This window comes from Pontibacter mangrovi (assembly GCF_006385705.1).
GTDB classification, from domain to species: domain Bacteria; phylum Bacteroidota; class Bacteroidia; order Cytophagales; family Hymenobacteraceae; genus Pontibacter; species Pontibacter mangrovi.
Genome location: NZ_VFRQ01000003.1, coordinates 191,686 through 214,926 on the forward strand (window position 1 = coordinate 191,686; position 23,241 = coordinate 214,926).

Sequence of the window (23,241 nt, forward strand, 5' to 3'; positions counted from 1 at the left end):
AAGTATGGTATATTTACACTAACAAAACACCATCGATGTTGCGCTTACTGCCAAAGGGATGGTGCTACAAAAAGTGCTGAACTAACTCTCTGAAACGTGCATACAGCATCGCATTACAAAGTTTTAGTGGTAGACGACGATCCGGACATCGTGGAGCTGCTGCAGTACAACCTTACCCGCGAGGGATATGAGGTGGAGACCGCCGACAATGGCAAAAAAGCCATCGAAGTGGCGAAGCGCGTGAAACCTGACATCATACTGATGGACGTGATGATGCCGGTGATGGACGGCATCGCCGCATGCCGCCAGCTACGCGATATGGAGGAGTTTCGCCATACGCACATCATCTTCCTGACCGCACGTTCCGAAGAGTTCTCAGAGGTAGCTGCTTTTGAGGCCGGTGCCGACGACTTTATCACCAAACCGATAAAGCCCCGCGCCCTGCTAAGCCGCCTGGCTGCGTTCGCCCGCCGCGAGGCCCAGCAGGAAGAACAGGACAAGATAATTGAGGCCGGGGACCTGAAGATAGACCGCTCCAGCTTTGCCGTGTACAAAGGCAACGAGAAGATCACGCTGCCCAAAAAGGAGTTTGAGTTGCTGGCTTTTCTGGCTGCCACGCCCAACAAAGTATACACGCGCGAAGAGCTGCTGAGCAACATCTGGGGCAACGACGTGTATGTAATTGCCCGCACCGTGGATGTGCACGTGCGCAAAGTACGCGAGAAAGTAGGCGAAGAGAACATTAAAACCATCAAAGGTGTTGGCTATAAGTTTAACACCGACTAATACATGAACCTAAACTCCCGCACGCTTGCCCTTTTAACCTCACTGGCGGTAGCACTTGTGCTCACCGCCTTTCTTGCTTTAGCCGGTTCCTTTTCCTCCCAAGGCTATCTAGTGGCGCTTATACTGGTGTTTGTCTGCTGCTTTGTGCTGGTGCACCTGTCTTACGAGGCGCTGGTGTTCCGGGAGGTAAAGCATGTATACTCCAGCCTGGAGAAGCTAAAGCGCCAGGACTTTAAAAAGGCCGAGAGCCGCTCCACGTTCACCGCCGACCCGCTGAAGAAGATAAAGGACGAGATATACCTGATCGCGGAGCACAAGCAGCAGGAGATTGATGAACTGAAGCGCTTGCAAAATATGCGCAGCGAGTTTCTGGCGGATGTGTCGCATGAGCTGAAGACGCCCATTTTTGCGGCGCAGGGCTTTATCCATACCTTGCTGGATGGCGCCGTGGACGACCCCAACGTGCGCGACAAGTTTCTGCAAAAAGCCGCCAAAAGCCTCGACAGCCTGGATGCCCTGGTGCTCGATTTGATCAGCATTTCGCAGTTTGAGAAAGGCGTGGTGAAGATGGCCAAGCGTAATTTTGATGTGGCCCAGCTGGTGCGCGAGGTGGCCGAGCAGCTGGAGCAGAAAGCTGCCGCGCAGCAGATCGCCCTGCACGTGGAGGCCGACGAGCCAATCATGCTCTATGCCGACCCTAACCGCATCCGCCAGGTGTTCCTGAACCTGATAGATAATGCCATAAAGTATGGCCGGAAAGGCGGCAACATCTGGGTAACGTTTGACGAAGGAAAACGGAAGTATACCATTACCGTGAAAGACGACGGCAAAGGCATAGCGCAGGAGCACATCAACCGCATCTTCGAGCGCTTCTATCGCATCGACAAGAGCCGCGCCCGCGACACCACCAGTACCGGCCTTGGCCTTTCCATCTGCAAGCACATCGTGGAGGCACACCGCTCCTTTATCGCCGTAAAAAGCGAGGTGGGCAAAGGCACCACCCTACGCTTCAAGCTGCAGAAGGCGAAAGTCTAAATTGTTTTATTGTTAAATTGTTGGATGGCTATACTTTAAAGCTGCCCTTCCGTGCGTCAAGCTTTCCCGCTCGTATCATACTTCACAGGAGTGCTCTTTAGATAGCGAACGCAGCAAAAGAGCTCTGCCAACTTACCCAACAGTTTAACAATTAAGCCATCAAACAATTATATTAAGTATCTTTGCAGGATGCGCGGCCGCAATGTATGGCTGTGCCTGAACAAAGTATACTAACGGATGAAGTACCCGGTTTTTAAAGACCTGATCATATTTGAGAATGAGGATTATGTGGTAGTGAATAAGCCGCCCTTCCTCTCGACGCTGGAGGACCGCACGCCCAACACCACCCACCTGCTGAAGCTTGCCCGCCAGCACAACCCGGACCTGCAGGCCTGTCACCGGTTGGATAAAGACACCTCGGGCTGCCTGGCTTTTGCTAAAAACCCGGAGGCTTACCGCCACCTATCCATGCAGTTTGAGCACCGGCAGGTATACAAAGTATACCACGCTGTGGCATGGGGCGTGCATAAGTTTGAAGACGAGCTGGTGAGCAAATCCATTTTGCCAAACGCCAAAGGCGTGGCCCACCTGACGCCCAAGGGCAAACCCGCAGAAACATACTTCACCACCCTGGAAACATACGCCCGCCATACGCTAGTGGAATGCATGCCTGTAACCGGTCGTCTGCACCAGATACGCGTACACCTGGCTTCTATAAACGCCCCTATCGTGGGCGATACCTTGTACGGCGGCGAGAACGTGTTCCTGAGCCAGCTGAAGCGCGGCTATAACCTTAAAAAAGAAACAGAAGAGCTGCCGCTGATCAAGCGGTTTGCGCTGCACTCGTTTAACATTGGCTTTACGCTGTTAGATGGCGAGCCTGTAAAAATAGAGGCCCCCTATCCTAAAGACTTTGCCGTGCTGGTAAAGCAGCTGCGGGCACATTAATAGACACAAGACTTTAGATACTAGAGGTAAGACTAACATTCCGAGTGATTTTATCTCAAATGTCACCTCATCAATAAGTGTTTTCCTATACTTAGCAAAGGGGCGGTAGAAAATCTACGGCCCCTTTGCTAAGAATGAAAATAAAATTGCCTTGTATCCTATACCCTACTCAACCCGCAGCACGATCTTTCCGATGTTCTTGTTCTGCTCCATGTAGCGGTGCGCTTCGGCCACGTCTTTCCAATCGTATACCGAGTCTACCACCGGCTTTAGCTTCCCCTCCTTAAACAGCGGCAGCGCAAAACGGGCAAGATCTTCTGTCAGCTTTATCTGGTACTCTTTGGATCTGGAGCGCAGCGTGGAGCCCATCACGTGCAGGCGTTTCGTCAGGATTTTGCGCAGGTCTACCCCATCCACCTTACCGCCACCCAGACTGGCAAGTATAACCAGGCGGCCATCCAGGCGCAGGCAGTTGAGGTTCTGGTTGAAGTATGGCCCGGCTATAAAGTCCACGATCACGTCCACGCCCTCGCTGTTTGTATAGGCCAGCACCTCATCCTCAAAAGGAACCTCTTTATAGTTGATCGCTTTGTGCGCTCCTAAATCAAGGCAAGCCTGTATTTTCTGCTCCGACGCCGTTACCAGCACCTCCGCTTTCAAGGCCCGCGCCAGTTGTATGGCCGCCGTGCCCACGCCGCTCGCCCCGGCATGGATCAGCGCCCGCTCGCCGGCCTGCAGCCTGCCTAGCCACACCAGCGCCTGCCACGCCGTCAGGAACACCTCAGGTATGGCTGCGGCCTCTTCCATACTTAAATTCTCCGGCACCGGCATGGCCATGGCTTCGTCTATCACGGCATACTCGGCATAGCCGCCTCCGGACAACAGGCCAAACACTTTATCGCCTTTTTTATACCTGGTGCAGTTAATGCCTGCCTCCACTACCTCCCCGGCCATCTCCAGCCCCAGCAGCGGACTGGCGTCTTTGGGTGGCGGGTACTTGCCCTGCCGCTGCAGGGTATCAGCGCGGTTAAGCGCGGTGGCGTGCACTTTTACCAACAGTTCGTATGGCTTCGGGAGCGGCTTTTCAAAATCTCCGAGAACAAGTTGCTCCGGTCCGCCCGGCTGTTTTACAAGTATGGCTTTCATGCTGATGCAGTTATTAGTATGTGGTGTTCAGACAGACGCTGATTAGGGAAAGAGGTTGCCCACCAAAAATAAAATAGCCGCTGCAAGGCTGCAAACACACTTGCAGAAAATATTTACGAAGTTTTCGTAGCTTTTATTACGAAACATTCGTAACTATACGAAAACAACGTAAGACGATGGAGAAACTGACACAACAAGAAGAGGAGGCCATGCAAACTGTATGGTCTTTGGAAGGAGGCTTTATAAAGGAGTTCCTGGAGCACATGCCAGAGCCGAAGCCACCTTACACCACGCTCGCCTCTACGGTTAAAAACCTGGAGAAAAAAGGATATGTGCAGGGCGAGAAACTCGGCAACTCCTATCGCTACCTGCCGCTCATAAAGCAGGAGGACTACAAAAAGCGCTTCATGAAAGGCTTTGTGGGCGATTACTTCAAGAACTCCTACAAAGAGCTGGTGGCCTTTTTTGCCAAAGAAAAGCAGATCAGCGCGGAGGAGCTGAAAGAGATTATCAACATGATCGAGAACAAAAAACCGGAATGATATGCCTGAGCTGATTTTATACCTCCTGAAAGTAAACGTGGCGCTGCTGCTGTTTTACCTGGCCTACCATTTTGTGCTGCGGCCCCTCACCTTTTATACTTTAAACCGCCTGTTCCTGGTGTTCGGGCTAGTGTTCTCTTCGCTGTACCCGCTCCTGGACCTGTCGGAGCTGTTCAGCCGCCACCAGGAGCTGGCACAGGTAACGTCTTACGCCGTCGCACTGCCTGCCTGGGCCGTTACCAACGCTGCACCAGCCCAAGCTAGCGCCTTTGATTACTGGCAGCTGCCTGTGTACCTGTTTTGGGCGGGCACTGTGTTTATGGCTTGCAGAATGGCGCTGCAGTTTACCGCGCTTTACAACATCCACACTTCCTCTGCCCCTGCCAGGCATCACGGCACCCCGTTCAGGGCTACGCAACGTATCACCGAGGCTTTCTCGTTCTGGCAAAGCATTTACCTGAACCCTCGGCAGCACAAGCCGGAGGAGCTGAACGCCATACTTCGGCATGAGCTGGCGCACGTGCGGGGCTGGCATACGCTGGATGTGCTGTTGGCCGAGCTGAGCACCATCCTCTGCTGGTTTAACCCAGGCGTGTGGCTCCTGAAGAAGGCGCTGAAAGAGAACCTGGAGTTTATTGCCGACCGGCAGGTGGTAAGCGCCGGCGCCGACCGAAAAGCCTACCAATACCTTCTCCTGAAGATTACAGGCCCTACGGAGCCGCAGATTGCTAACCAATTCCATTTCCCATCACTTAAAACAAGAATCGTTATGATGAACAAAAACAAAACCTCGTTGAGGCATGTCGCGCGCTATGTTGTCCTTATTCCTCTGGTTGCCGCCCCTACCTTTCTGGCCACGGCTTATACCAAAGCCCCGGAAGCGCCGACAAATAACTCCTACCAGGAATCTGCTGGCTCCACAGCCACTGTTTCCGACTCGGTTGTGTATTATGTTGATGGCGTTAAGACTGCCGATGATGCCATTAAAAACCTGGACCCTAACGAGGTTCACAGTATAAATGTGCTCAAAGGGGAAGGCGCGAAAAAGCTGCTAGGCGCAGAGAAAGCCAAAGGAGTGGTCGCCATCACAACCAAGAAGAACCAGGACGCTCCGGAGGTAATAGAGTTTAACAAAAAGATTTCAGCTGAATCTCCAGCTAAACCTGGCACGCAAATTAAAGTTGAACAGCAGGAGGAGGAGCCTTATACTTATATCATGGGTGTAACCGACGAGTACTATAAAAACGCGGCTAACCTTCCGGAAGATCACAAAGCTTTTCTGAAGCGCAACCCACAAGTGAAGTACGTCGGCTTTAAGTTCAACAACAGAAAAGAATACGACCTGACTTCGTTTGTGGTGTTCCTCAAAAATGGAAAAACAGAGGAGTACGCCTACAACAGGAACCCCAGGATACCGGCTGCAGAAGCCAAGTATGGCGCATTGCCGCAGCTACCTCCCCCACCGCCGCCTGTTAGAAGCAAGCAATAAGTATAAAGTACAGCCGCCTGGCAGTTTTAGCTGCCGGGCGGTTGCATTTAAAGCTGTTCCGTTTTCAACCCCTGCCCCTCAGAGCTACGCTCGCAAGCTTCGAACTCCCATTCTCGCTTGCCTAAGGAGGGGAATCTGAAATTACGGATGCTGGAGTGTAAGATTCATTGCTGCTGTTATCATCAGCAGAAGTATAAACCCACCCCTAACCCCTCCGAGGAGGGGAATTGCTCAGAAACGATTATCATCCCCCTGCCCCCTTCGAAGGGGGACTTGGTTTAAACTCCGTCAGCCGTGGCTATCGAAGTTGATCCCAGCCTTTGGGTTGAGCGCCTTCTAGATTTCCGGTGCCGCAGGCATTGCGACGCAGGAGCAAAGGAAATGTAGACAGCGCGATGCCCTTATCGAGGGCCCCTACCCCCAAGGCGAGGCCTCCCAGCCTTGGAGGGAGCCAAGTATAAAATGATACGATAGGTATGTAAGGCTGAGGATGATCAGTAGCGAGAAAGGATAGCTATTGTGCAGTTGCAGAAAGCAGCAGCAATGAAAGTATAAAGTAGCAATCCTGCACCTTTCCCTGCCATAAACATACTATTTCCCTGTATCCCAGCATATTTCGCACTATCTGTTGCATATCAAATAAATAGCTTCTATCTTTGTGTCCATTTTCCAAGAACCGAAAGTTCATAATTTAAATAAATAAATCGCTTACAACCACTAAAAATGGATCATTTAAGTTATAAGACCCTTACTGTCAGCAAGAAGACAGCCAACAAAGGCTGGGTGATTGTTGATGCAGGGCAAGGAAGCTTGGGTCGTGTGGCATCTGAGGTTGCCAAGATCCTGAAAGGCAAGCACAAGCCTTCGTACACTCCTTTCGCTGACTGCGGCGACAACGTGATCATCATCAACGCTGATGACACACGTTTCACAGGCCGTAAGTGGGATCAGAAGTACTACCTGACGCACACTGGTTACCCAGGCGGTCAGAAGAAGACTTCTCCACGTGAGCTTAAGGCTAAATCATCTATGCTGCTTGTAGAGCGCGCTGTTCGTGGCATGTTGCCTAAAAACAGACTGGGCCGCGAGCTGTTCCGTAATCTTCATGTTTTTGCAGGAAGCGAGCACCCATTTGCAGCTCAGCAGCCTAAAGAATTAACCCTCAACATCTAATTAATTAATGGAAGTTATCAATACATCTGGTAGAAGAAAAACCTCGGTGGCTCGTATCTACATGACGGCCGGGCAAGGGAATATCACTATTAACGGTAGAGATATCAAGGACTACTTCCCTAGCGAAGTACTTCAAACTATTGTGAATCAGCCGTTCAGAACCTTGGAAGCTATTGGCAAGTACGATGTGAAAGCCAATCTTAGAGGTGGTGGTGTAAGCGGCCAGGCTGAAGCACTTAGACTTGCTATATCTAAAGCACTGGTAGTAGAAAACGCCGAGACGAAATCAGCTCTTAAGAAAGAGGGCTTCATTACGCGTGACCCACGTATGGTGGAGCGTAAGAAGTTCGGTAAGCGCAAAGCTCGTCGTTCATTCCAGTTCAGCAAACGTTAATATTAAAGGTGTATCAACAACATGGCAAGTACTAACTATAAAGAATTACTTGAGGCAGGTGTTCACTTTGGCCACCTTACCCGCAAGTGGGACCCGAAAATGGCTCCATACATTTTCATGGAGAAAAACGGTATCCACATCATTGACCTGAACAAAACTTTGGTTGCGCTGGATGAGGCTACGGCCGCTATCAAGAACATCGCAAAGTCTGGTCGTAAAATCCTTTTTGTAGCTACCAAGAAGCAAGCGCAAGAGATCGTGGCAGAAGAGGCGCGTCGCCTGAAGATGCCTTACGTTACCGAGCGTTGGCTGGGTGGTATGCTGACAAACTTCGCTACGGTGCGTAAGTCTCTGAAGAAAATGTCTACCATCGATAAGATGATGAAAGACCCGGAGCAGTCTAAGGCACTGGCGAAGCGTGAGAAGCTGATGCTGTCTCGTGAGCGTGAGAAACTGGATCGTGTACTGGGCGGTATTGCCGACCTGTCTCGCCTGCCAGCTGCTCTGTTCATCGTGGACGTGAAGCGTGAGCACATCGCGGTAAAAGAAGCTCAGAAACTAAACCTGCCAGTATTCGCGGTTTGCGATACGAATTCTAACCCAGAGCTGGTAGACTTCCCTATCCCTGCAAACGACGACGCTTCTAAGTCTGTAGCCCTGATCGTATCGATCGTAGGCAAGGCTATCGAAGAAGGTCTGTCTGAGCGCAAAGTGGACAAAGAAGAAACTGAGCGCAAGCGTTCTGAAGAAGAAGGAATTAAGGCGAAGCAGGAAGCTGACGAGCAATAAAACCTAATTCATATTGCACTTATCAAACTGAACATTGGGCATACTCCGCTTCAATGTTCAGTTTGTTTTAGGGCATAGGAGAGACACAATACGTAAGACAACAGACTCCGGGTACGGGGTTTCATGAAAGTCGAAACGGGAAAGCACCTCTCGCAATAATTTCTAATTTATAATTTTTAATTTCTAATTATAAGAAAGATGGCTATTACAGCACAAGACGTTAACAAACTCCGTCAGGAAACCGGAGCCGGTATGATGGACTGCAAGAAGGCGCTTACTGAAGCTAACGGCGACTTTGAGGCAGCTAAAGATATTCTGCGCAAGCAAGGCCAGAAAATTGCCAGCAAGCGCGCTGACAACGCTACCTCTGAGGGTATCGTGCTGACGCATGTAAGCGAAGATGGCACTAACGGTAAAGTAATTGCCCTGGCTTGCGAAACTGAGCCAGTATCTAAAGTAGAGGACTTCCAGAACCTGGCGAAAGCCGCTATGGAAACTGCTGTTTCTACAAACGCTGCTACTAAAGAAGAGCTGCTTGCTGCTCCTCAGGCTGACGGCCGCTCGCTGCAGGACCACATCACGGACCTGATGGGTAAAATCGGTGAGAAAATCGACGTAGTTTCTTACCAGACTGTGAAAGCTGAGAAAGTTGTAAACTACAACCACTCTAATGGCAAGCTGGGTGTACTGGTTGGCCTTGTAAACACAAACGGTGCTGACGTAGAGGAAGTAGGCAAAGACGTGGCAATGCAGATTGCTGCCATGAACCCAATCGCGGTGGACAAAGACGGCGTTGACTCTGCTACTGTTGAGCGTGAGATTGAGGTTGGCAAAGAGCAGGCGCGTGCCGAAGGCAAGCCAGAGCAAATGCTGGAAAAAATCGCGCAGGGCAAACTGAACAAGTTCTACAAAGACAACACCCTGTTGAACCAGGACTTCGTGAAAGACCCATCTGTTTCTGTAGCCAAGCTGCTTGACAACACAAGCAAAGGCATGACAGTTAGCGAGTTCAAGCGCGTAGCTATCGCTTAAGTTCAGCTGAAAGTATAAAGAAAAAGCCCCTGATTTCTCAGGGGCTTTTTTGTTGGGTAACACTGAGCCAAATCAATTTATATTTTATAATTTGTTCATACTAATTCTACAAAATTATCCATCCCGCTTTTATAAAGGTTAATTGGGCTTTGTCGATAAATGTTACCCAATTTGATCGCCTGCCTGCCTTTTCATTGGTTAATTCTAAAAAGAAAACCTGTGGATTCGCAGAATCTGGATAATAAAGCCAAAACCTAAATCTTTTTACTCTTGGATCATCTGATAGAAAATCAAGCTCTTCAAAATTTCCTATGCTCAAGCTAGTAGCCCCGAGTAAATCAGGATAAAATAATCCTTCTTCGAATATAAGTTGATATTCAGGTCTTAAGTTAGAGAATTCGACAAACCCTTCTTTTCCAAAATGAACTTTAGAACCGTTGGTTACTATTTGGCCAGTAAACTTGGGGTAAAGCGTCTTTTTATATTCATTTTTGAACAACTCTTGTGCCCAATAATCTTCTTGTTCTCCCTGGTTGGCAAATGGTGGTTTTGCTTTTAAAAGGACCTTCACTTCCCGCACTCCTTTTTGTGGCACACAGCTTACGGAAAGTACAATTACGAATAATGTAATTAAATATCTCATACAAATCGAGCAACACCAACAGTGGTAAGAAAAGTAAATATTCCCTCACCCATTCCGCCTTACCGTGCTCACAAAAATGTCGCGCATGTCCTGAAAACGGTTGAGGACGCCTTCGATAAACTCCTCATCAATCAGAGCTTTTACACCTTCGTCGCCCATCACTTCGGTTTCCTCTATTTTGTAGATCTGCTCCAGGTTGGCTTTCTCCAGCTTCAGGATATACTTGCCGTTGTAGGAGTGCAGCGTGATCTTCACGTGCGGGTTTGGTATATCGGCTACTACTCTCATGGTTCTATTTTAGCTTTTGTGTTAAAGTATAAATTCTGAAGGAGATAAACCCACCCCTGCCCCTCCCGAGAGGGGAATTTGCAGTACAGGCTTTTGTCCTTTGGCAAAAAATCAGGCTTCCTCCTTTATCTCAATGCCCATCAGCTGCATGAGTTTGCTGGCGTTAAAGCTGCGGCAAAGGCCGGGAGTAAGCTTATAATCAAAGTTTATCTCGTTGCCGATAATGTCGCTGTTGAAGCTGTAGTTCTCTACGCTGCCCTGCAGTTCCTGTTCCATGGCGCCCAGCTCCAGGTCATGGGTGGAGATGAGGCCGGAGGCGTTGCGCTTGTGCAGCTGCCGTATCAGCGACATGGCCCCGAGGTGGCGGTCGCGGGAGTTGGTGCCTTTCAGAATCTCGTCGAGGAGGTAGAAGACCGGTTGGTTTCCCTGTTCCGTCAGCTCCAGTAGCACACGCAGGCGCTTCAGCTCGGCGTAGAATGAGGACGTGTTCTCGGCCAGGTTATCGGCGGTGCGCATGGCGGTGTATACTTGCGCGGGTGCCACGGTCATACTTTTGGCACAAACTGGGGCCCCCATCAGCGCCAACACCATATTTATACCTACCGTGCGCAGAAAAGTAGTCTTCCCCGACATATTAGACCCCGTGATGACGATGGTATGGCCAATGCCCTGCATTCCGAAATCGTTGGCGACAGGTTTAACCGAGAAGATGAGCGGGTGCGCCAATGCAGAAGCCTGGTACAGGAAAGGCGTTTGGCTAAGCTGCGGCACGGCAAAGTGCGGGTGCGCGTGCTGAAAGGCCGCAATACTGGCCAGCGCCTCAAACTCCGCCAACGTCTCCAGGCTATGCTCCAGCTGCTGCAGGTGCTGCTCTTTCCAGCTTTCCAGTCTATACATCCACACAAAATCCCACAACAGCACATTGTTCAGGAAAAAAGCCATAAGCGTGCTAAGGCGCCAGGAAAAGAAATCGATGATGTTGGCAAGCTTGTTTATACTTACCGAAGACCGGGTGCCGGATTTCGTGAGCTCGTGCTGCAGCGCCTGTAGCCTGGGCGAACTGAACTGATGCTCCTCCAGGTGCTCTAGCTGCTTGGTATAGCTGCGCATGGCCTCATAAATGCCAATGCTTTTCTCGTAGTACTCGTCGCGCTCCACCCGGAACTTGTAGGCCAGCAGGAACTGGATCACAAGAAAGCCGACTGCCACCCAACCGCTAAAGCCGTAGAACCAAGCCGCAATGGCCGCCAGTGTAAGTATGGGAAGTATAAACAGCAGCGGTTTTAGCCAGCCATGCTGCCGGAAAAAAGCTTTATCCCTGAACCAGTCTATAAACCCCGCCGCCGATTCTGCATCGTGCTTGTAGTGCATGGGCAGCGCCAGCAGCTCTTGCAGCCAGTCCAGGTTTTTGTCTGATGCCAGCTCTGCCGCAGCCTCCTGCCGCTTCAGCACCTCTTGCGGCGCTGCGGCCTTGCGCAGCCACGCAGCCAGCTTATACTTGCCGATGCTGGTAACGGAGCGGTTAAGCAGCTGGAACAGCGAGTTATGCCCAAAAATGTCGAGGTCGGAAGTATAGGCATGATGGTCATCCACAAACTCCTGGCCGGCATCAAAGTTCTTTAGCTTGCCTTGCAGCCGCTCCACCTCCTGCTCGTTTACCTGCCGCAGCAGGCGCAGCTGCTGGTACCTAAAGTTCAGGCGGCTGTGCCAGCGCATCACCAGCACAAAGAGTAGATAAAAACCAAGTATGGCCAGCGCACCGGCAGTATGGTTGTCGCTTTTAAAGAAGTAGTAGGCCAACGCTGCGCCAGCCACAAACACCGCCACCCGCAGCCACGAAACGGCGCTGGAAGTGGAGGCGGCTTTCTTCTCCTGCCCGGCAAAGGCCGACGCCCTGCCCAAGTATAAACTTTCTCTGCTTTCGCTCACAGTATCTTATTTTCCGCTACTTATACTTGCTAATCAACCATAGCGATGCACTTCAGCTCAATGGCAATGGGCGTGGGCAGGCTGTTTACCTCCACGGTGGTGCGGCAGGGCTGATTATCTTTAAAGTACTCGGCGTAGAGGCGGTTGTAGGTGGCAAAATCGTCTTTCATGTTCGTCAGGAACACGGTTACATCCACCAGGCTGTCCCAACTGGAGCCGGCAGCGTCCAGGATAGCCCGCACGTTCCGGAAGACCGAGTGGCACTGTGCTTCTATGTCGTAGCGCAGGATGTTGCCCTGCTCGTCCAGCTCCACGCCTGGTATCTGCTTAGTCCCGCGCTCGCGTGGCCCCACCCCCGACAGAAACAGCAAATTGCCCACGCGCCGCGCATGCGGGTACAGCCCCACCGGCTCCGGCGCCTTATCCGAGTTTAGTAGTTCTTTCTCTTTTGCCATAGCCAAATATACATATAAATAAAGAGGGATAATCTGGTACGGCTAAAAACAGGAAAAGCCGGCACTGCCAGCTTTTCCTTCACCTTAAACAAACTGTCTTTAACAAGATCGATCTATTTCGTAAACTTTACATCGCCATACTTTGAGTTGATGCTTACCACCGCCTTTGAGGAAGCGTTGCCAAACTTGCCTTTGTATTCGGCTGACGTATGGTCTCTTTCGAGGGATGTTATAGTAACCAACGACTTATCTACATTAAAGTTACCAAAGCTTACATTCACGTCGAAGTTGAAGTTAGTGTTGTCGGCAAAGTTGAGGTAGAGCGGCGTAAAGCCTCCATCCAGCGATATTTTCTGAACGCTTTTGCTGATGTTGTCTACCCGGAACGAGCCATATTGCACGTCCATCTCCATGGCATCTTCCAGGCCGCCCAGGCTAAAGTCGCTGAACTTGGAGGAGCCCTGCAGGCCGCCGGCACCGCCCACTTTCATCTCGGTATAAGCCACGCTGATGTTGCCACCGCCAATGTATCCGCAATTGCCTGCCCCGTAAGTAATCTTAAGCGTGTTTGCCGTGTTGGCCAGCCGGTCGCACTTCAGAGAGCCATACTGCAAGTCTATGTCCGCTTTGCCTTTCATAGAGGCCAGGTATACATCGCCAAACCTGTTCTTTACAGCAATGGCGTTCTCAGCGGGCATATTGATGGTGTAATTCACTTCCAGGCTCTTGTTACCGTTCATGCGCATCGACTCTTTTTGAGTGCGGAAGGTGTAGGTGCTGCCCTCGCGGCTCTCCTGTATCTTCACCCTGTTTAACATTTCCTGGGCTTTTGCATCGGAGCTGGCGCGGGCAATCACCTCTATTGTTACCTGGATTTCCTTCTTATCCCAAGTGTTCACGTGCACCTTTCCCCATTGGTTTTCTATCCGCAGGGCATCCTTTGCGCTTACTTTAAAGGACTTGTTGATGGTCTTGCGCTTTTCGGCATCAAAGGCGGCGGCGGTTGCGCTAAAGTTTCCGGCTTTCCCGATAGTTGCCAGGTCCTTCAACCCGGCCAGGTCGGGCATACTTTCCAGCACGGCCAGCTGTTTCAGCTGTTTCAGGTCGGCCATACTTTCCAGGTCGAGTTCGTCCAGCACGCGCAGCCCCGAAAGGTCGATTTTAACGTCCGGGCACGTGGTTTCGTCTTTGGCCTGTGCCATGGCCAGCATTGGTGCCAGCATCAGCACCAGCATAAGGCGTAGAGAGTTATACATTTGTGGTATCATCGTTTTGTGGTTCTTGGGTAGGTTCTTTTTCTTGTTGATTTTGCTGTAGCCGCTGAAGTATCTCCAGTTGGCGGTTTAAGACTTTTGTGCGCAGCCACAGGTTTTGTACCATGGCATCTATAATCTCATCGGTGTTGGGTGCGGTGTACAGCTGCTTTTTAAGCGCTGCATAGCTGCTGTCCAGGTCGGCCAGTTCCTTGTCCACCAGCTGATGCTCGTCCAGGCCCAGCACCTTCAGGTCATACTCGCTCAGTTCCGTTTTCTTTTCCTCTATCTGGCTGGCGTAGTAGGCCTCAATCTCCGGCAGCTCGGGTGCCACCGCCTCTATGCCTTCGGGTGCCTCTGTCGTGATGCTTTGGTTGGCTGCCAGCGTGCCGGCGGTATCAAGCGTCTGCTGCTTCATCAGGAAGAGGGTAAGGCCGCAGCCCACCAGCAGCACTATGGCCGCCGCCACACGCATAAAGAAGTAGTCGGCGCTGAAGCTGGCGCGGTCGCCAAAGCTCACCTTGATAACCTTGGCCTCCTTTTCGGGTGATTTTTGAGGCAGTTCCTGGCATATCTGCTGCCACAGCTCCGTTCGGGGCTCGAACACATCGAACTCCTCGCGGTTATCCTGAACAAATTTTTCTAACCTATCTTTCATGGTAAAGCTCCTTCATACTTTCTGTTTTATACTTTCAGGCCACAAACTGCGGCTCTTTTAATATCTCCAGCAATTTTTTGCGCGCCCTGCTGTACTGCGACTTAGAGGTAGACTCCGAAATGCCCAGCACCTCTCCTATTTCGGCGTGGTCGTAGCCTTCCAGTAAGTATAAGCTCAGCACCACGCGGTAGCCGTCGGGCAGCATCTGGATGGCGCGCCGCACCTGCTCCACCTGCCACTCCGCATCGTCCTCGGTTACCTCGTCGGGCACATTGGCCACGGTGCGCTCATCCATCGGCACCAACTCGGAGCGGCGCTTGCGCACAGCGTTAATGGCCGCGTTAATCACAATCTTCTTCAGCCAACTGCCAAAGCTTGCCTCGCCCTTATAGCTGTGCAGGTTTTTAAAAGCGCTTACAAAAGCCTCCTGTAGCACATCTTCGGCCTCGGCATAATCGTTGGTGATGCGCATGCTCACGTTAAACATGGCTTTGGCGTAAAGCTTATACAGCTCATACTGCGCCCGATGGTCGCCGCCCTTGCAGCGTTGCACCACCTCCTGATTCACATCCTGGTAGCCAATTTTTTCCAAAGTCTTACTGCTTAACCGGTTTCGTCGCGCTCTCTCAGCGTATTAAACTTTCATGCGCCTCTTATTTCATTCTCTGCACTAAAGACACAGCCGTTTACCCGAAGTTGCACGCAACGCTAAAATTTTTCCTGAAGATTTTCGTTCCTATACCTTATCCACACTATCCACATACCTGTGTGGAAAAAGTTGCAACATCCTATCTTCTTCATCTTCTTGATGTTATACTTTACAAGATGCGATAACACAGGAAATGGTTGCCTCTGATGCTGCCTTACCCACAGCTGGCAGTGAGGTATAAACATAGCTTTTCCACATATCCACATACAGGTTATGCACATTTGTGGATAAGTGTGGTTTATACTTTGATTCCTGAGCAAAATCTAAAGTATGGGCAGGGGCAACGGAACTGCGGCGGAACACAAGTATGGGGAAGAACTGTAGAAACCGTGGGGCCTCATGAGCAAAAAAGGGAAACTAATGTATAACCCTGAGGTTGGCTGACACATGTATACTTTATGCACAGGTACTATAAAAAAGCGCCGGCTCTGTGGTAGAGCCGGCGCTTTATACTTTGTAGCTAGTAAGACACTCACAAGCCTGGAAGACACTGTGAGGTCTGAGCTGTTAGTCCATGATGTCGAACTTGATGCCTTGCGCCAGTGGCAGCTCGCGGCTGTAGTTGATGGTGTTGGTCTGGCGGCGCATGTATACTCTCCAGGCATCCGAACCGGACTCGCGGCCACCGCCTGTCTCTTTCTCACCGCCAAAGGCACCGCCAATCTCGGCACCGGACGTACCGATGTTCACGTTGGCAATACCGCAGTCAGAGCCCCAGTGCCCCAGGAAGGCCTCGGTCTCCAGCAGGTTGGTAGAGAAGATAGCCGAAGACAAGCCCTGGCGCACGCCATTCTGCAGCTCAATGGCATTCTCCACATCACCGCTATACTTGATCAGGTACAGGATTGGCGCGAAAGTCTCCTCCTGCACCATCTCGTAATGGTTTTCGGCCTCTACAACGGCTGGCTTCACGTAGGTTCCGGTTTCGTAGCCGTCGCCGCTCAGTACTTCGCCGCCTGTCAGCAGCTTGCCTCCCTCCTGCTGCACCTTCTCCAGGGCGTTCGTAAAAGCATTTACGGCGTCTTTGTCAATCAGCGGGCCAACAAGCGTAGTGGCGTCCAGCGGATGGCCGATCGGCAGGTTCGGGTATACTTTCAGCAGGCGCTCCTTTACCTGCTCATAGATGTTCTCGTGGATGATGAGGCGGCGGGTAGAAGTACAGCGCTGCCCGCAGGTACCTACTGCGCCAAACACAATCGCGCGCAGGGCCATTTCCATGTCGGCGCTCTCGGTAAGTATGATGGCGTTGTTGCCGCCCAGTTCCAGCAGGGATTTCCCTAAACGGGCGCCCACGGCCTCGCCTACCTTTTTGCCCATACGCGTAGAGCCTGTGGCAGAAACCAGCGGCACACGCTTGTCGTGGCTCATCAGGCTGCCAATTTCCGCATCCCCGATGATCAGGTTGAAAATACCCTCCGGCAGCTCGTTCTCGGCCAGCACCTCCCGGATGATGTGCTGACAGGCCACACCGGTCAGCGGTGTTTTCTCAGAAGGTTTCCAGATGATCACGTCGCCGCAAACGGCAGCCAGCATGGCATTCCAGCTCCAAACAGCCACCGGAAAGTTAAAGGCCGAGATAACGCCAACGATGCCCAGCGGGTGGTACTGCTCGTACATACGGTGCTGCGGGCGCTCCGAGTGCATGGTAAAGCCGTGCAGCTGGCGCGACAGGCCCACGGCAAAGTCGCAGATGTCGATCATTTCCTGCACTTCGCCCAGGCCCTCCTGGTAAATCTTGCCCATTTCGTAGCTCACCAGTTTGCCCAGCGCCTCTTTGTGCTCGCGCAGCTTATCGCCGATCTGGCGCACAATTTCGCCGCGCTTCGGGGCAGGCACCTTGCGCCATACTTTAAAAGCCTCCTGCGCTGTGGTCACTACTTTGTCGTAGTCCTCGGCGCTGGCCATGTTTACAGTGGCAATGGTAGCCCCGTCTGCCGGCGAGGTAACGGTACGGGCTTTACGCCCTTCCTGGCCGCCCCAGGCAAGGCCGGTGCTGTAGGCAGGATTCACTTGCTTTATTCCAAGCTGATGCAGCACATCAGTCAGTTCTTTGTTCAGCGGCAACTCGTCAACGGTTTGCTTCATGGTTTTATCTTCTTAATGTTTTTAAATCGCTCTTACACAAAGCTAAAAAATAAAAAAGCTTCTGCAAGGCTGCAGAAGCTTTCTGTTTATGTGTTCGTACTTATTACCCTTTTCCGATAGGGTAGTATGCTTTCAGGCCGTCCGGATAGATGCCCTCGATGTACACAACGCCGCCCTCAAAGTTCTTCAGGTGTTTCTCTACGTCGGCTGGCTCATGCACTTCATACTTATCGATGCGGGTGATGATAAAGCCGTCTTTCATACCTGTATCGCGGAACTTGCTGTCGCGCACGCCGGAGATCTTGGCGCCACCGTCTATTCCCAGCTTGTTCATTTCCTGGCGCGTTACAGGCTCAAAGCTGGCTCCGTCAAACGTGATGGCCTTGGCATTGCTACGCTTCACCAGCTCTGTGCTGTTGTCCATGTTTTTCAGCGTTACGTTGGCCGACTTGTTCTTGCCGTCGCGTATGTACGCCACCTTCACCTTGTCGCCAGGGCGGTAGCGGGCAATCTGCTCCAGCAACTGCGACGATTTGCCCACGTTCACGCCATTCACAGAAGTAATCACGTCGCCGGCCTCCAGACCAGCCTCTTTCGCGCCACTGCCTTCTTCCACACCGGCCACATACACGCCGTCCAATGTTTTCAGGCCTTTCTCTTTGGCAAACGTAGCGTCAATCTCCTGGATGGTGGCACCAAGCAAGGCGCGCTGCACCTCCCCATACTTCAGCAGGTCGTCCACCACTTTGCTTACAATAGCTGACGGCACGGCAAAAGAATAGCCGGCAAACTGGCCTGTTTGGGAGGCAATGGCCGTGTTGATGCCCACCAGATCGCCGTTCAGGTTAACCAAGGCGCCACCGGAGTTACCAGGGTTCACTGCCGCATCGGTCTGGATAAACGACTCAATGCTCATGTCGCGGTTGGCGCTGGTGCGCAGGATGTTAATGTTACGGCCTTTAGCGCTCACAATACCGGCAGTAACTGTAGAGGTCAAGTTCATGGGGTTACCCACGGCCAGCACCCACTCGCCAATCTGCAGGTCATCAGAGTTTCCGTAGCGGATGGTAGGGAGCTTATCAGCATTCACTTTTAGCAGGGCAATGTCAGTGGTTGGGTCGGTGCCTACCAAGGTGGCTTCAAACTTACGCTTGTCGTCCAGCACTACCTCAATCTTATCTGCTTTGTCGATTACGTGGTTGTTGGTTACAATGTAGCCGTTGGAAGCAATGATCACGCCTGAGCCGGAGGCCATCTGCGGGCCGCGCGGCACGTTCTGCCCGAAGCCATCGCCAAAGAACTCACGCAGGAAAGGGTCCATCGGGCTGCTGTAGCGGTCGGAGGAGCGTACGCTGTACTCCGTCATCACGTGCACCACTGCCGGCGTAGACACCTGGGCAGCTTTGATAAAGTTCAGGCCCTCCGGCACTACGGTGTTGCTGCTGCGCATGTCGCTGGTATAGCGCACCGAAGGATACTGCTGCTCTTGCTGCACCACATTGTTTTCATCCTCCAGCAATTTGTAACTACCCACAGCCACACCACCGCCAACTACGGCCGAGAGCGCAACGCCAAGTATAAACTGTTTCGTCTTCATAAGATAATTTTACTTTACTAGATATTCTATATTGTTGTTTTACTATATTCTATAAGGTAAACGCTAAAATTGTATACGATAGTATATGGATAACCGTCAGATATTTGGTTTACCCTCTTCTAATAAACAAAAAAGAGGCCAAATTCGTTGGCCTCTTTTTGCTAATGCTTTTATTTACGCTTTTTTGGCGCTGCTGCTTCCGGCAAGTTCTTTTTCTTTTTTCTTGCCTTCTGTTTCTGCCCCGGACGCGATGCTGATCTGGCGCTTCATCACCTTTTTCTCGTCTTTCGGGATGCTAACCAGCAGGATACCGTCTTTGAACTCGGCTGTAATTTTGTCTGGGTTCACGTTGTCGGGCAGGTAAAAGGTTCTGCTAAACGAGCCGTATTGCGTTTCCAGCATGTGGTAGCGGCGGTTCTCCTCCTTCTTCTCCAGCTTGCGCTCACCGGTTATGGTCAGCCTTCCTTCCTGAAAATCAATGGAAATATCCTCCTTCTTCACGCCTGGCAACGCCGCCTCTATCTCAAAGCCGCGCTCTGTCTCGCAGGCGTCTACGTGCGGGGTAAAGCCGGAAATATTCTTGGAGTTTACAGACTCGTTAAAGAACCTGTCCAGCATTGCGCTAAATGTGTTGGGCATGTTTTCGTTCATGCCGTTGTATCTTGTAAGTGCCATTTTATACCTCCTTTTTAATTGCTGTTCTTGATTCACAAACACAGTATCGTAAAAACCATACCAACAGAATCATCATGTAAAAACATGAAATAATGTCATTAAACAAAGCATTCAAAAAGGCAATAGGCTGACTGTTTTACAGTTAAGGCATACTTAATAGGTAATACTGGCAGTTTCTGGTGCACGGCCAAAGGCATATTTCAGCTCCAGCCCCACCACCGGTGTTATGCGGTTGCGCTTGGTTCTGTAGCCATCCTGCTGCAGTTGCCCCTGATCGTCATATATAGGCGGTATCTCTACATAATAGTAATCGGTCTGGCGCATAAAGTATGGATTGATGCGCAGCTTCTCCGTCAGCTCATAGTTCAGGCCCAGGCGCAGGCGGGTACGGTCAATGGTGCGCTCTTGGGCGCGGCCCTCATACGCCTTGCCCAGATTGGAGCGGAGCATGGCCTCATAGTTTATACTTGGGGTGATGAACCTGCTTCCCAGCGGCAGGCGCTTGCCCAGCTCCGCCGAAAGCCTGAAGCGCCCAAAGGCATCCATGCTTTCCTGGTCTACATACTCGAATAGCAGCTGCTTGTTAAAGTATAAGCCTTTCACCTGGCCGTTGTGGCGCAGAAACAGCGTGTAAAACATTGTTTTGGGATAGTCCTCGATGGCATAGCGCAGCAGGGCTCCGCCGCGCCAGTGCTCCGACAGCACATGCTCATACCCTACGCTCAACTCTATCCGCTCAAAGCTGCTCAGCAGGCCGGAGTCTTTCAGGTCGTTAAAGTCACTGTCAGTGTTGATGCGGTAGCCGTTGCGAAAGAACACCTGCCCCTCCTCGCCCACGCCAAGGCTCACCTGCAGCTCCGGCCAAACGGAGGTTGGCGCGGTAACCTTGCTCTGCGCCTGCGCCAGCGCTGGCAGAAGTAGCAGTAGTATAACGTATAGTTTTTTCATAGTTGTTGCGTTTCTGTTTGAAGGAATGCTCATCCCCTATTTACCAATCATTACCCTTGGGAGGGGCAGGGGTGGATCAGTCTATGGCCAGGATTCTTTAACCGGACCTATCCCTCCAGCTCCTGCAGCGCCACCCACGCCATTAAACCAATGCCTGTCTCCAGGGCGGCTTCATCAATATCAAACGTTGGGGTATGCACGCCGGAGGTAATGCCGCGCTCCTCGTTCCGGGTACCGAGGCGGTAGAAACAGGCTGGCACCTGCTGGGTGTAGTAGGCAAAGTCCTCGGCTCCCATCCACAGGTCCAGGTCCACCACATTCTCGGTCCCTAAGTAGGCCTCTGCGGCCTTGCGGGCTATACTTGTCACCGCAGGGTCGTTTTGCAGGAAAGGATAGCCGAACTTAATATCGATGTCGCAGCTGCCGCCCATACTTGCGCAGAGGCCCTCGGCCAGTTGCTTTATTTTCTGGTGCGCCTCCTTGCGCCATACTTCGTTCATGGTCCGGAAGGTGCCTTCCAGCTTCACCTCGTTAGGTATGACGTTGGTGGCACCCTTTGCCTCTACTTTGCCAAACGACAGCACCGTGGGCACCTTTGGGCTGGCATGGCGGCTCACGATCTGCTGCAGCGCCACAATCAGGTGAGAGGCGATCAGCACCGGGTCTATGTTCATCTCGGGCATGGCCGCGTGGCCGCCTTTGCCTTTCACGGTGATGTAGATCTCATCGGCGCTAGCCATGTACATGCCCGAACGGAAGCCTACCTTACCGGCAGGCAGCATCGGGAACACGTGCTGGCCGATCATACTTGCCGGCGCCGGGTTCTGCAGCACGCCCTCCTTTATCATCAGAGAGGCCCCTCCCGGAAACTTCTCCTCGCCGGGCTGAAACACCAGCTTCACCGTCCCCTCAAACTCCTTGCGTAGTTCCTGCAGTATACGCGCCGTACCCAGCACCGAGGCCGTGTGCACATCGTGCCCGCAGGCGTGCATCACGCCCTCGTTCTTTGATTTGTACGCCACCTCGTTTGCCTCCACAATGGGCAGGGCATCCAGATCAGCTCGCAGCGCTATGGTTTTCTTCTCCGGGTTCTTTCCTTTTATCAGTGCCACCAAACCAGTGTTAGCCATACTTTCGGCCTCTATGCCATACGTTGCAAGCTCCTGTTTTACGTAGGCGGCGGTGTTGTGCTCCTCAAACGATAGCTCCGGGTTGGCGTGGATGTGGCGGCGCACCTGCACCGTTTCGGGTGCATAGGCCTGGGCAAGTTGTTTTATACTATCTATGGATATCGACATAGTATCATTTGTTAAAACTGTACTTCCGATAGCTATACCAGCGCAGGGCTGCGCAGCATGGCGGTAAAACAAGGTAGCGATTATACTGCATCACATCAAACATAAAAAGCGTTGCAGCTCTTACACCGCAACGCTTTTAAAGCTTTTGCCTTGCAATTGCTATTGCTTCCGGATGTTGATCTTATCCTGCACGATCTGCGCGTTCGGGATAAGGTCGGAGATCTGGTTGAGCACCTGCTGTGCCTCCACGCGGTTAAAGAAATCGCCGACCAACAGGCGGAAGTTTGGCTGCTGGTAGGTCAGGTAGTCCTGCACGTCGGGCACCCTGGTGATGATAGCTTTACGCAGGTCCATGACGGTTTGGCGCTGCGAGCCGTTATAGGCCAGAATGCGGTAGCCCTGCGCGTACCGGATGTTCTTGTTCACGCTGGCCACAGTGTCCATCAGCACGGCCACTTGCCTGTTGTTATGCAGTTTCGGCTCTACGTAGGCTACGGGAGCGGTTTCCTCTACCTCATACGTTGGCCGGTACGGGCTCAGGTCTTCCATGGCCTTCTCTGTTTTGCCGGAGCCTACTTTTGCCTCGCTGCCCACGCGGCCGCTGCCTTTGGAGGATGTACAAGACACGCCCGCCATCACGAGCAAAGCCAATAATAAATTAAGTATTCTGTTCATGTGTTACTATTTGAATGCTGGCCGAGCAGCCTAACCTATCAGCCCCTGCCTTTATCAATGCTTCGGCCTCTGCCGCCGACCGGATGCCGCCGGAGGCTTTTATCTTCATGCGGCTTGAAAGGATGCGGCGCATCAGCTTTATGTGCTCTACTTTGGCTCCGCCTGATGCAAAGCCTGTGGATGTTTTAACGAAGTCGGCGCCGGCGCTAGTACAAATGCTGCACGCTTTCGTGATTTCCTCGTCGGTCAGCAGGGCCGTTTCGATGATCACTTTGAGTTCCGCTTCCTTCATGTGGCAGAATTTGGCCAGGTCACTCAGCTCGTTCTCCACCTCCTTATACTTGCCGGACTTGAAGTATGAGATGTTCATCACCACATCGATCTCGTTGGCGCCATCCTCTATGGCCTGGTGCGTTTCCAGGAACTTCACCTTGTGGTGCTGGTACCCCAGCGGAAAGCCTATGACAGTGGCTACCTTTACCTGTGTGCCCACTCCCAGCCTTTCGCGGGCCTGCTGCACGTAGCAAGGTGGCACGCATACCGCGGCGAAGCCATAGTTGCGGGCCTCGTCGCATAGCTGCTGTACCTGATCGGCTGTCGCGTCGGGGCGCAGCAGCGTGTGGTCTATGTAAGAGGCAATGTCTTCTCCTGCCATATCTGTAGACAAAAGATGTTAGACGTAAGATCATTGATT

24 protein-coding genes are annotated in these 23,241 nt (G+C 51.9%); 9 read left to right on the plus strand and 15 right to left on the minus strand.

Annotation, left to right across the window (positions count from 1 at the left end; genetic code table 11):
- Positions 1-96 precede the first annotated feature (96 nt).
- The 3 genes from FJM65_RS06970 (at position 97) to FJM65_RS06980 (ending at position 2,769) form a co-directional block, all read left to right on the plus strand.
- Positions 97-786, plus strand: coding sequence for a response regulator transcription factor (locus FJM65_RS06970; RefSeq protein ID WP_140620793.1), 690 nt, complete (start codon positions 97-99; stop codon positions 784-786).
- Between the two features lie 3 nt (positions 787-789).
- A complete protein-coding gene (locus FJM65_RS06975; RefSeq protein WP_140620794.1) occupies positions 790-1,821 on the plus strand; it encodes a sensor histidine kinase in 1,032 nt (343 codons plus the stop codon).
- A gap of 237 nt (positions 1,822-2,058) precedes the next feature.
- Complete coding sequence (locus FJM65_RS06980) at positions 2,059-2,769, plus strand: RluA family pseudouridine synthase (RefSeq protein WP_140620795.1); 711 nt, start codon at positions 2,059-2,061, stop codon at positions 2,767-2,769.
- Between the two features lie 165 nt (positions 2,770-2,934).
- Here the strand turns inward: FJM65_RS06980 and FJM65_RS06985 are convergent, their stop codons facing one another.
- Positions 2,935-3,915: an NAD(P)H-quinone oxidoreductase gene (locus tag FJM65_RS06985; RefSeq protein WP_140620796.1), complete on the minus strand. Its 981-nt coding sequence runs from the start codon at positions 3,913-3,915 to the stop codon at positions 2,935-2,937.
- A 176-nt stretch (positions 3,916-4,091) separates the two neighbouring features.
- On the opposite strand from FJM65_RS06985, the gene FJM65_RS06990 reads away from it, so the two are divergent.
- The 6 genes from FJM65_RS06990 (at position 4,092) to tsf (ending at position 9,334) form a co-directional block, all read left to right on the plus strand.
- Positions 4,092-4,457 (plus strand): BlaI/MecI/CopY family transcriptional regulator, encoded by a 366-nt coding sequence (locus tag FJM65_RS06990; RefSeq protein WP_140620797.1) that lies wholly within the window; start codon positions 4,092-4,094, stop codon positions 4,455-4,457.
- Between the two features lies 1 nt (position 4,458).
- Positions 4,459-5,946, plus strand: a complete 1,488-nt coding sequence (locus FJM65_RS06995) for a M56 family metallopeptidase (protein ID WP_140620798.1) — start codon at positions 4,459-4,461, stop codon at positions 5,944-5,946.
- A 723-nt stretch (positions 5,947-6,669) separates the two neighbouring features.
- On the plus strand, positions 6,670-7,119 hold the full coding sequence (gene rplM / locus FJM65_RS07000; protein WP_140620799.1) for a 50S ribosomal protein L13: 450 nt from the start codon (positions 6,670-6,672) through the stop codon (positions 7,117-7,119).
- 7 nt (positions 7,120-7,126) lie between these two features.
- Positions 7,127-7,513, plus strand: a complete 387-nt coding sequence (gene rpsI, locus FJM65_RS07005) for a 30S ribosomal protein S9 (protein WP_140620800.1) — start codon at positions 7,127-7,129, stop codon at positions 7,511-7,513.
- Positions 7,514-7,534: 21 nt separating this feature from the next.
- Positions 7,535-8,302: a 30S ribosomal protein S2 gene (gene rpsB / locus FJM65_RS07010; protein ID WP_140620801.1), complete on the plus strand. Its 768-nt coding sequence runs from the start codon at positions 7,535-7,537 to the stop codon at positions 8,300-8,302.
- A gap of 198 nt (positions 8,303-8,500) precedes the next feature.
- The gene (gene tsf / locus FJM65_RS07015) at positions 8,501-9,334 is read left to right on the plus strand and encodes a translation elongation factor Ts (protein ID WP_140620802.1); all 834 of its coding nucleotides are present in this window, start codon (positions 8,501-8,503) and stop codon (positions 9,332-9,334) included.
- Between the two features lie 106 nt (positions 9,335-9,440).
- Here tsf and FJM65_RS07020 read toward each other — a convergent pair whose 3' ends face one another.
- From FJM65_RS07020 to deoC, 14 genes are all read right to left on the minus strand, one after another.
- Entirely contained in the window at positions 9,441-9,977 is a 537-nt protein-coding gene (locus tag FJM65_RS07020) for a hypothetical protein (RefSeq protein WP_140620803.1), read from the minus strand.
- A 45-nt stretch (positions 9,978-10,022) separates the two neighbouring features.
- On the minus strand, positions 10,023-10,265 hold the full coding sequence (locus FJM65_RS07025; protein WP_140620804.1) for a hypothetical protein: 243 nt from the start codon (positions 10,263-10,265) through the stop codon (positions 10,023-10,025).
- A 111-nt stretch (positions 10,266-10,376) separates the two neighbouring features.
- The gene (locus FJM65_RS07030; RefSeq protein WP_140620805.1) at positions 10,377-12,194 is read right to left on the minus strand and encodes a MutS-related protein; all 1,818 of its coding nucleotides are present in this window, start codon (positions 12,192-12,194) and stop codon (positions 10,377-10,379) included.
- A 29-nt stretch (positions 12,195-12,223) separates the two neighbouring features.
- Positions 12,224-12,649, minus strand: a complete 426-nt coding sequence (locus FJM65_RS07035) for a RidA family protein (protein ID WP_140620806.1) — start codon at positions 12,647-12,649, stop codon at positions 12,224-12,226.
- 113 nt (positions 12,650-12,762) lie between these two features.
- A complete protein-coding gene (locus FJM65_RS07040) occupies positions 12,763-13,905 on the minus strand; it encodes a hypothetical protein (RefSeq protein ID WP_140620807.1) in 1,143 nt (380 codons plus the stop codon).
- On the minus strand, positions 13,898-14,560 hold the full coding sequence (locus tag FJM65_RS07045) for a hypothetical protein (protein WP_140620808.1): 663 nt from the start codon (positions 14,558-14,560) through the stop codon (positions 13,898-13,900). Before FJM65_RS07045 ends, FJM65_RS07040 begins: the two co-directional genes overlap by 8 nt.
- A 34-nt stretch (positions 14,561-14,594) precedes the next feature.
- Positions 14,595-15,152 carry an RNA polymerase sigma factor gene (locus FJM65_RS07050; protein ID WP_140620809.1) on the minus strand — a complete coding sequence of 186 codons (558 nt, stop codon included), beginning with the start codon at positions 15,150-15,152 and terminating at the stop codon, positions 14,595-14,597.
- Positions 15,153-15,776: 624 nt separating this feature from the next.
- The gene (gene amaB / locus FJM65_RS07055; RefSeq protein ID WP_140620810.1) at positions 15,777-17,354 is read right to left on the minus strand and encodes an L-piperidine-6-carboxylate dehydrogenase; all 1,578 of its coding nucleotides are present in this window, start codon (positions 17,352-17,354) and stop codon (positions 15,777-15,779) included.
- Positions 17,355-17,457: 103 nt separating this feature from the next.
- Positions 17,458-18,951 (minus strand): Do family serine endopeptidase, encoded by a 1,494-nt coding sequence (locus FJM65_RS07060; protein ID WP_140620811.1) that lies wholly within the window; start codon positions 18,949-18,951, stop codon positions 17,458-17,460.
- 174 nt (positions 18,952-19,125) lie between these two features.
- The gene (locus FJM65_RS07065; protein ID WP_140620812.1) at positions 19,126-19,626 is read right to left on the minus strand and encodes an Hsp20/alpha crystallin family protein; all 501 of its coding nucleotides are present in this window, start codon (positions 19,624-19,626) and stop codon (positions 19,126-19,128) included.
- 153 nt (positions 19,627-19,779) lie between these two features.
- Positions 19,780-20,574: a DUF2490 domain-containing protein gene (locus tag FJM65_RS07070; protein ID WP_181163660.1), complete on the minus strand. Its 795-nt coding sequence runs from the start codon at positions 20,572-20,574 to the stop codon at positions 19,780-19,782.
- Between the two features lie 107 nt (positions 20,575-20,681).
- Entirely contained in the window at positions 20,682-21,872 is a 1,191-nt protein-coding gene (locus tag FJM65_RS07075; protein WP_181163661.1) for a M20 metallopeptidase family protein, read from the minus strand.
- A 159-nt stretch (positions 21,873-22,031) separates the two neighbouring features.
- The gene (locus FJM65_RS07080; RefSeq protein ID WP_181163662.1) at positions 22,032-22,547 is read right to left on the minus strand and encodes a sporulation protein; all 516 of its coding nucleotides are present in this window, start codon (positions 22,545-22,547) and stop codon (positions 22,032-22,034) included.
- Positions 22,531-23,202, minus strand: coding sequence for a deoxyribose-phosphate aldolase (gene deoC, locus FJM65_RS07085; protein ID WP_140620814.1), 672 nt, complete (start codon positions 23,200-23,202; stop codon positions 22,531-22,533). Before deoC ends, FJM65_RS07080 begins: the two co-directional genes overlap by 17 nt.
- Between the last annotated feature and the right edge of the window lie 39 nt (positions 23,203-23,241).

Excerpts from the sequence above, each read along its gene's own strand:
- FJM65_RS07065 (WP_140620812.1), bottom strand. The coding sequence starts at position 19,626 with ATGGCACTTACAAGATACAACGGCATGAACGAAAACATGCCCAACACA.
- rpsI (WP_140620800.1), top strand. The coding sequence starts at position 7,127 with ATGGAAGTTATCAATACATCTGGTAGAAGAAAAACCTCGGTGGCTCGT.
- amaB (WP_140620810.1), bottom strand. The coding sequence starts at position 17,354 with ATGAAGCAAACCGTTGACGAGTTGCCGCTGAACAAAGAACTGACTGAT.
- FJM65_RS07080 (WP_181163662.1), bottom strand. The coding sequence starts at position 22,547 with ATGAACAGAATACTTAATTTATTATTGGCTTTGCTCGTGATGGCGGGC.
- FJM65_RS07060 (WP_140620811.1), bottom strand. The coding sequence starts at position 18,951 with ATGAAGACGAAACAGTTTATACTTGGCGTTGCGCTCTCGGCCGTAGTT.
- FJM65_RS06980 (WP_140620795.1), top strand. The coding sequence starts at position 2,059 with ATGAAGTACCCGGTTTTTAAAGACCTGATCATATTTGAGAATGAGGAT.
- FJM65_RS07025 (WP_140620804.1), bottom strand. The coding sequence starts at position 10,265 with ATGAGAGTAGTAGCCGATATACCAAACCCGCACGTGAAGATCACGCTG.
- FJM65_RS06990 (WP_140620797.1), top strand. The coding sequence starts at position 4,092 with ATGGAGAAACTGACACAACAAGAAGAGGAGGCCATGCAAACTGTATGG.
- FJM65_RS07035 (WP_140620806.1), bottom strand. The coding sequence starts at position 12,649 with ATGGCAAAAGAGAAAGAACTACTAAACTCGGATAAGGCGCCGGAGCCG.
- FJM65_RS06985 (WP_140620796.1), bottom strand. The coding sequence starts at position 3,915 with ATGAAAGCCATACTTGTAAAACAGCCGGGCGGACCGGAGCAACTTGTT.
- FJM65_RS06995 (WP_140620798.1), top strand. The coding sequence starts at position 4,459 with ATGCCTGAGCTGATTTTATACCTCCTGAAAGTAAACGTGGCGCTGCTG.
- deoC (WP_140620814.1), bottom strand. The coding sequence starts at position 23,202 with ATGGCAGGAGAAGACATTGCCTCTTACATAGACCACACGCTGCTGCGC.
- FJM65_RS06975 (WP_140620794.1), top strand. The coding sequence starts at position 790 with ATGAACCTAAACTCCCGCACGCTTGCCCTTTTAACCTCACTGGCGGTA.
- tsf (WP_140620802.1), top strand. The coding sequence starts at position 8,501 with ATGGCTATTACAGCACAAGACGTTAACAAACTCCGTCAGGAAACCGGA.
- rplM (WP_140620799.1), top strand. The coding sequence starts at position 6,670 with ATGGATCATTTAAGTTATAAGACCCTTACTGTCAGCAAGAAGACAGCC.
- rpsB (WP_140620801.1), top strand. The coding sequence starts at position 7,535 with ATGGCAAGTACTAACTATAAAGAATTACTTGAGGCAGGTGTTCACTTT.
- FJM65_RS07045 (WP_140620808.1), bottom strand. The coding sequence starts at position 14,560 with ATGAAAGATAGGTTAGAAAAATTTGTTCAGGATAACCGCGAGGAGTTC.
- FJM65_RS07075 (WP_181163661.1), bottom strand. The coding sequence starts at position 21,872 with ATGTCGATATCCATAGATAGTATAAAACAACTTGCCCAGGCCTATGCA.
- FJM65_RS07020 (WP_140620803.1), bottom strand. The coding sequence starts at position 9,977 with ATGAGATATTTAATTACATTATTCGTAATTGTACTTTCCGTAAGCTGT.
- FJM65_RS07040 (WP_140620807.1), bottom strand. The coding sequence starts at position 13,905 with ATGTATAACTCTCTACGCCTTATGCTGGTGCTGATGCTGGCACCAATG.
- FJM65_RS07070 (WP_181163660.1), bottom strand. The coding sequence starts at position 20,574 with ATGAAAAAACTATACGTTATACTACTGCTACTTCTGCCAGCGCTGGCG.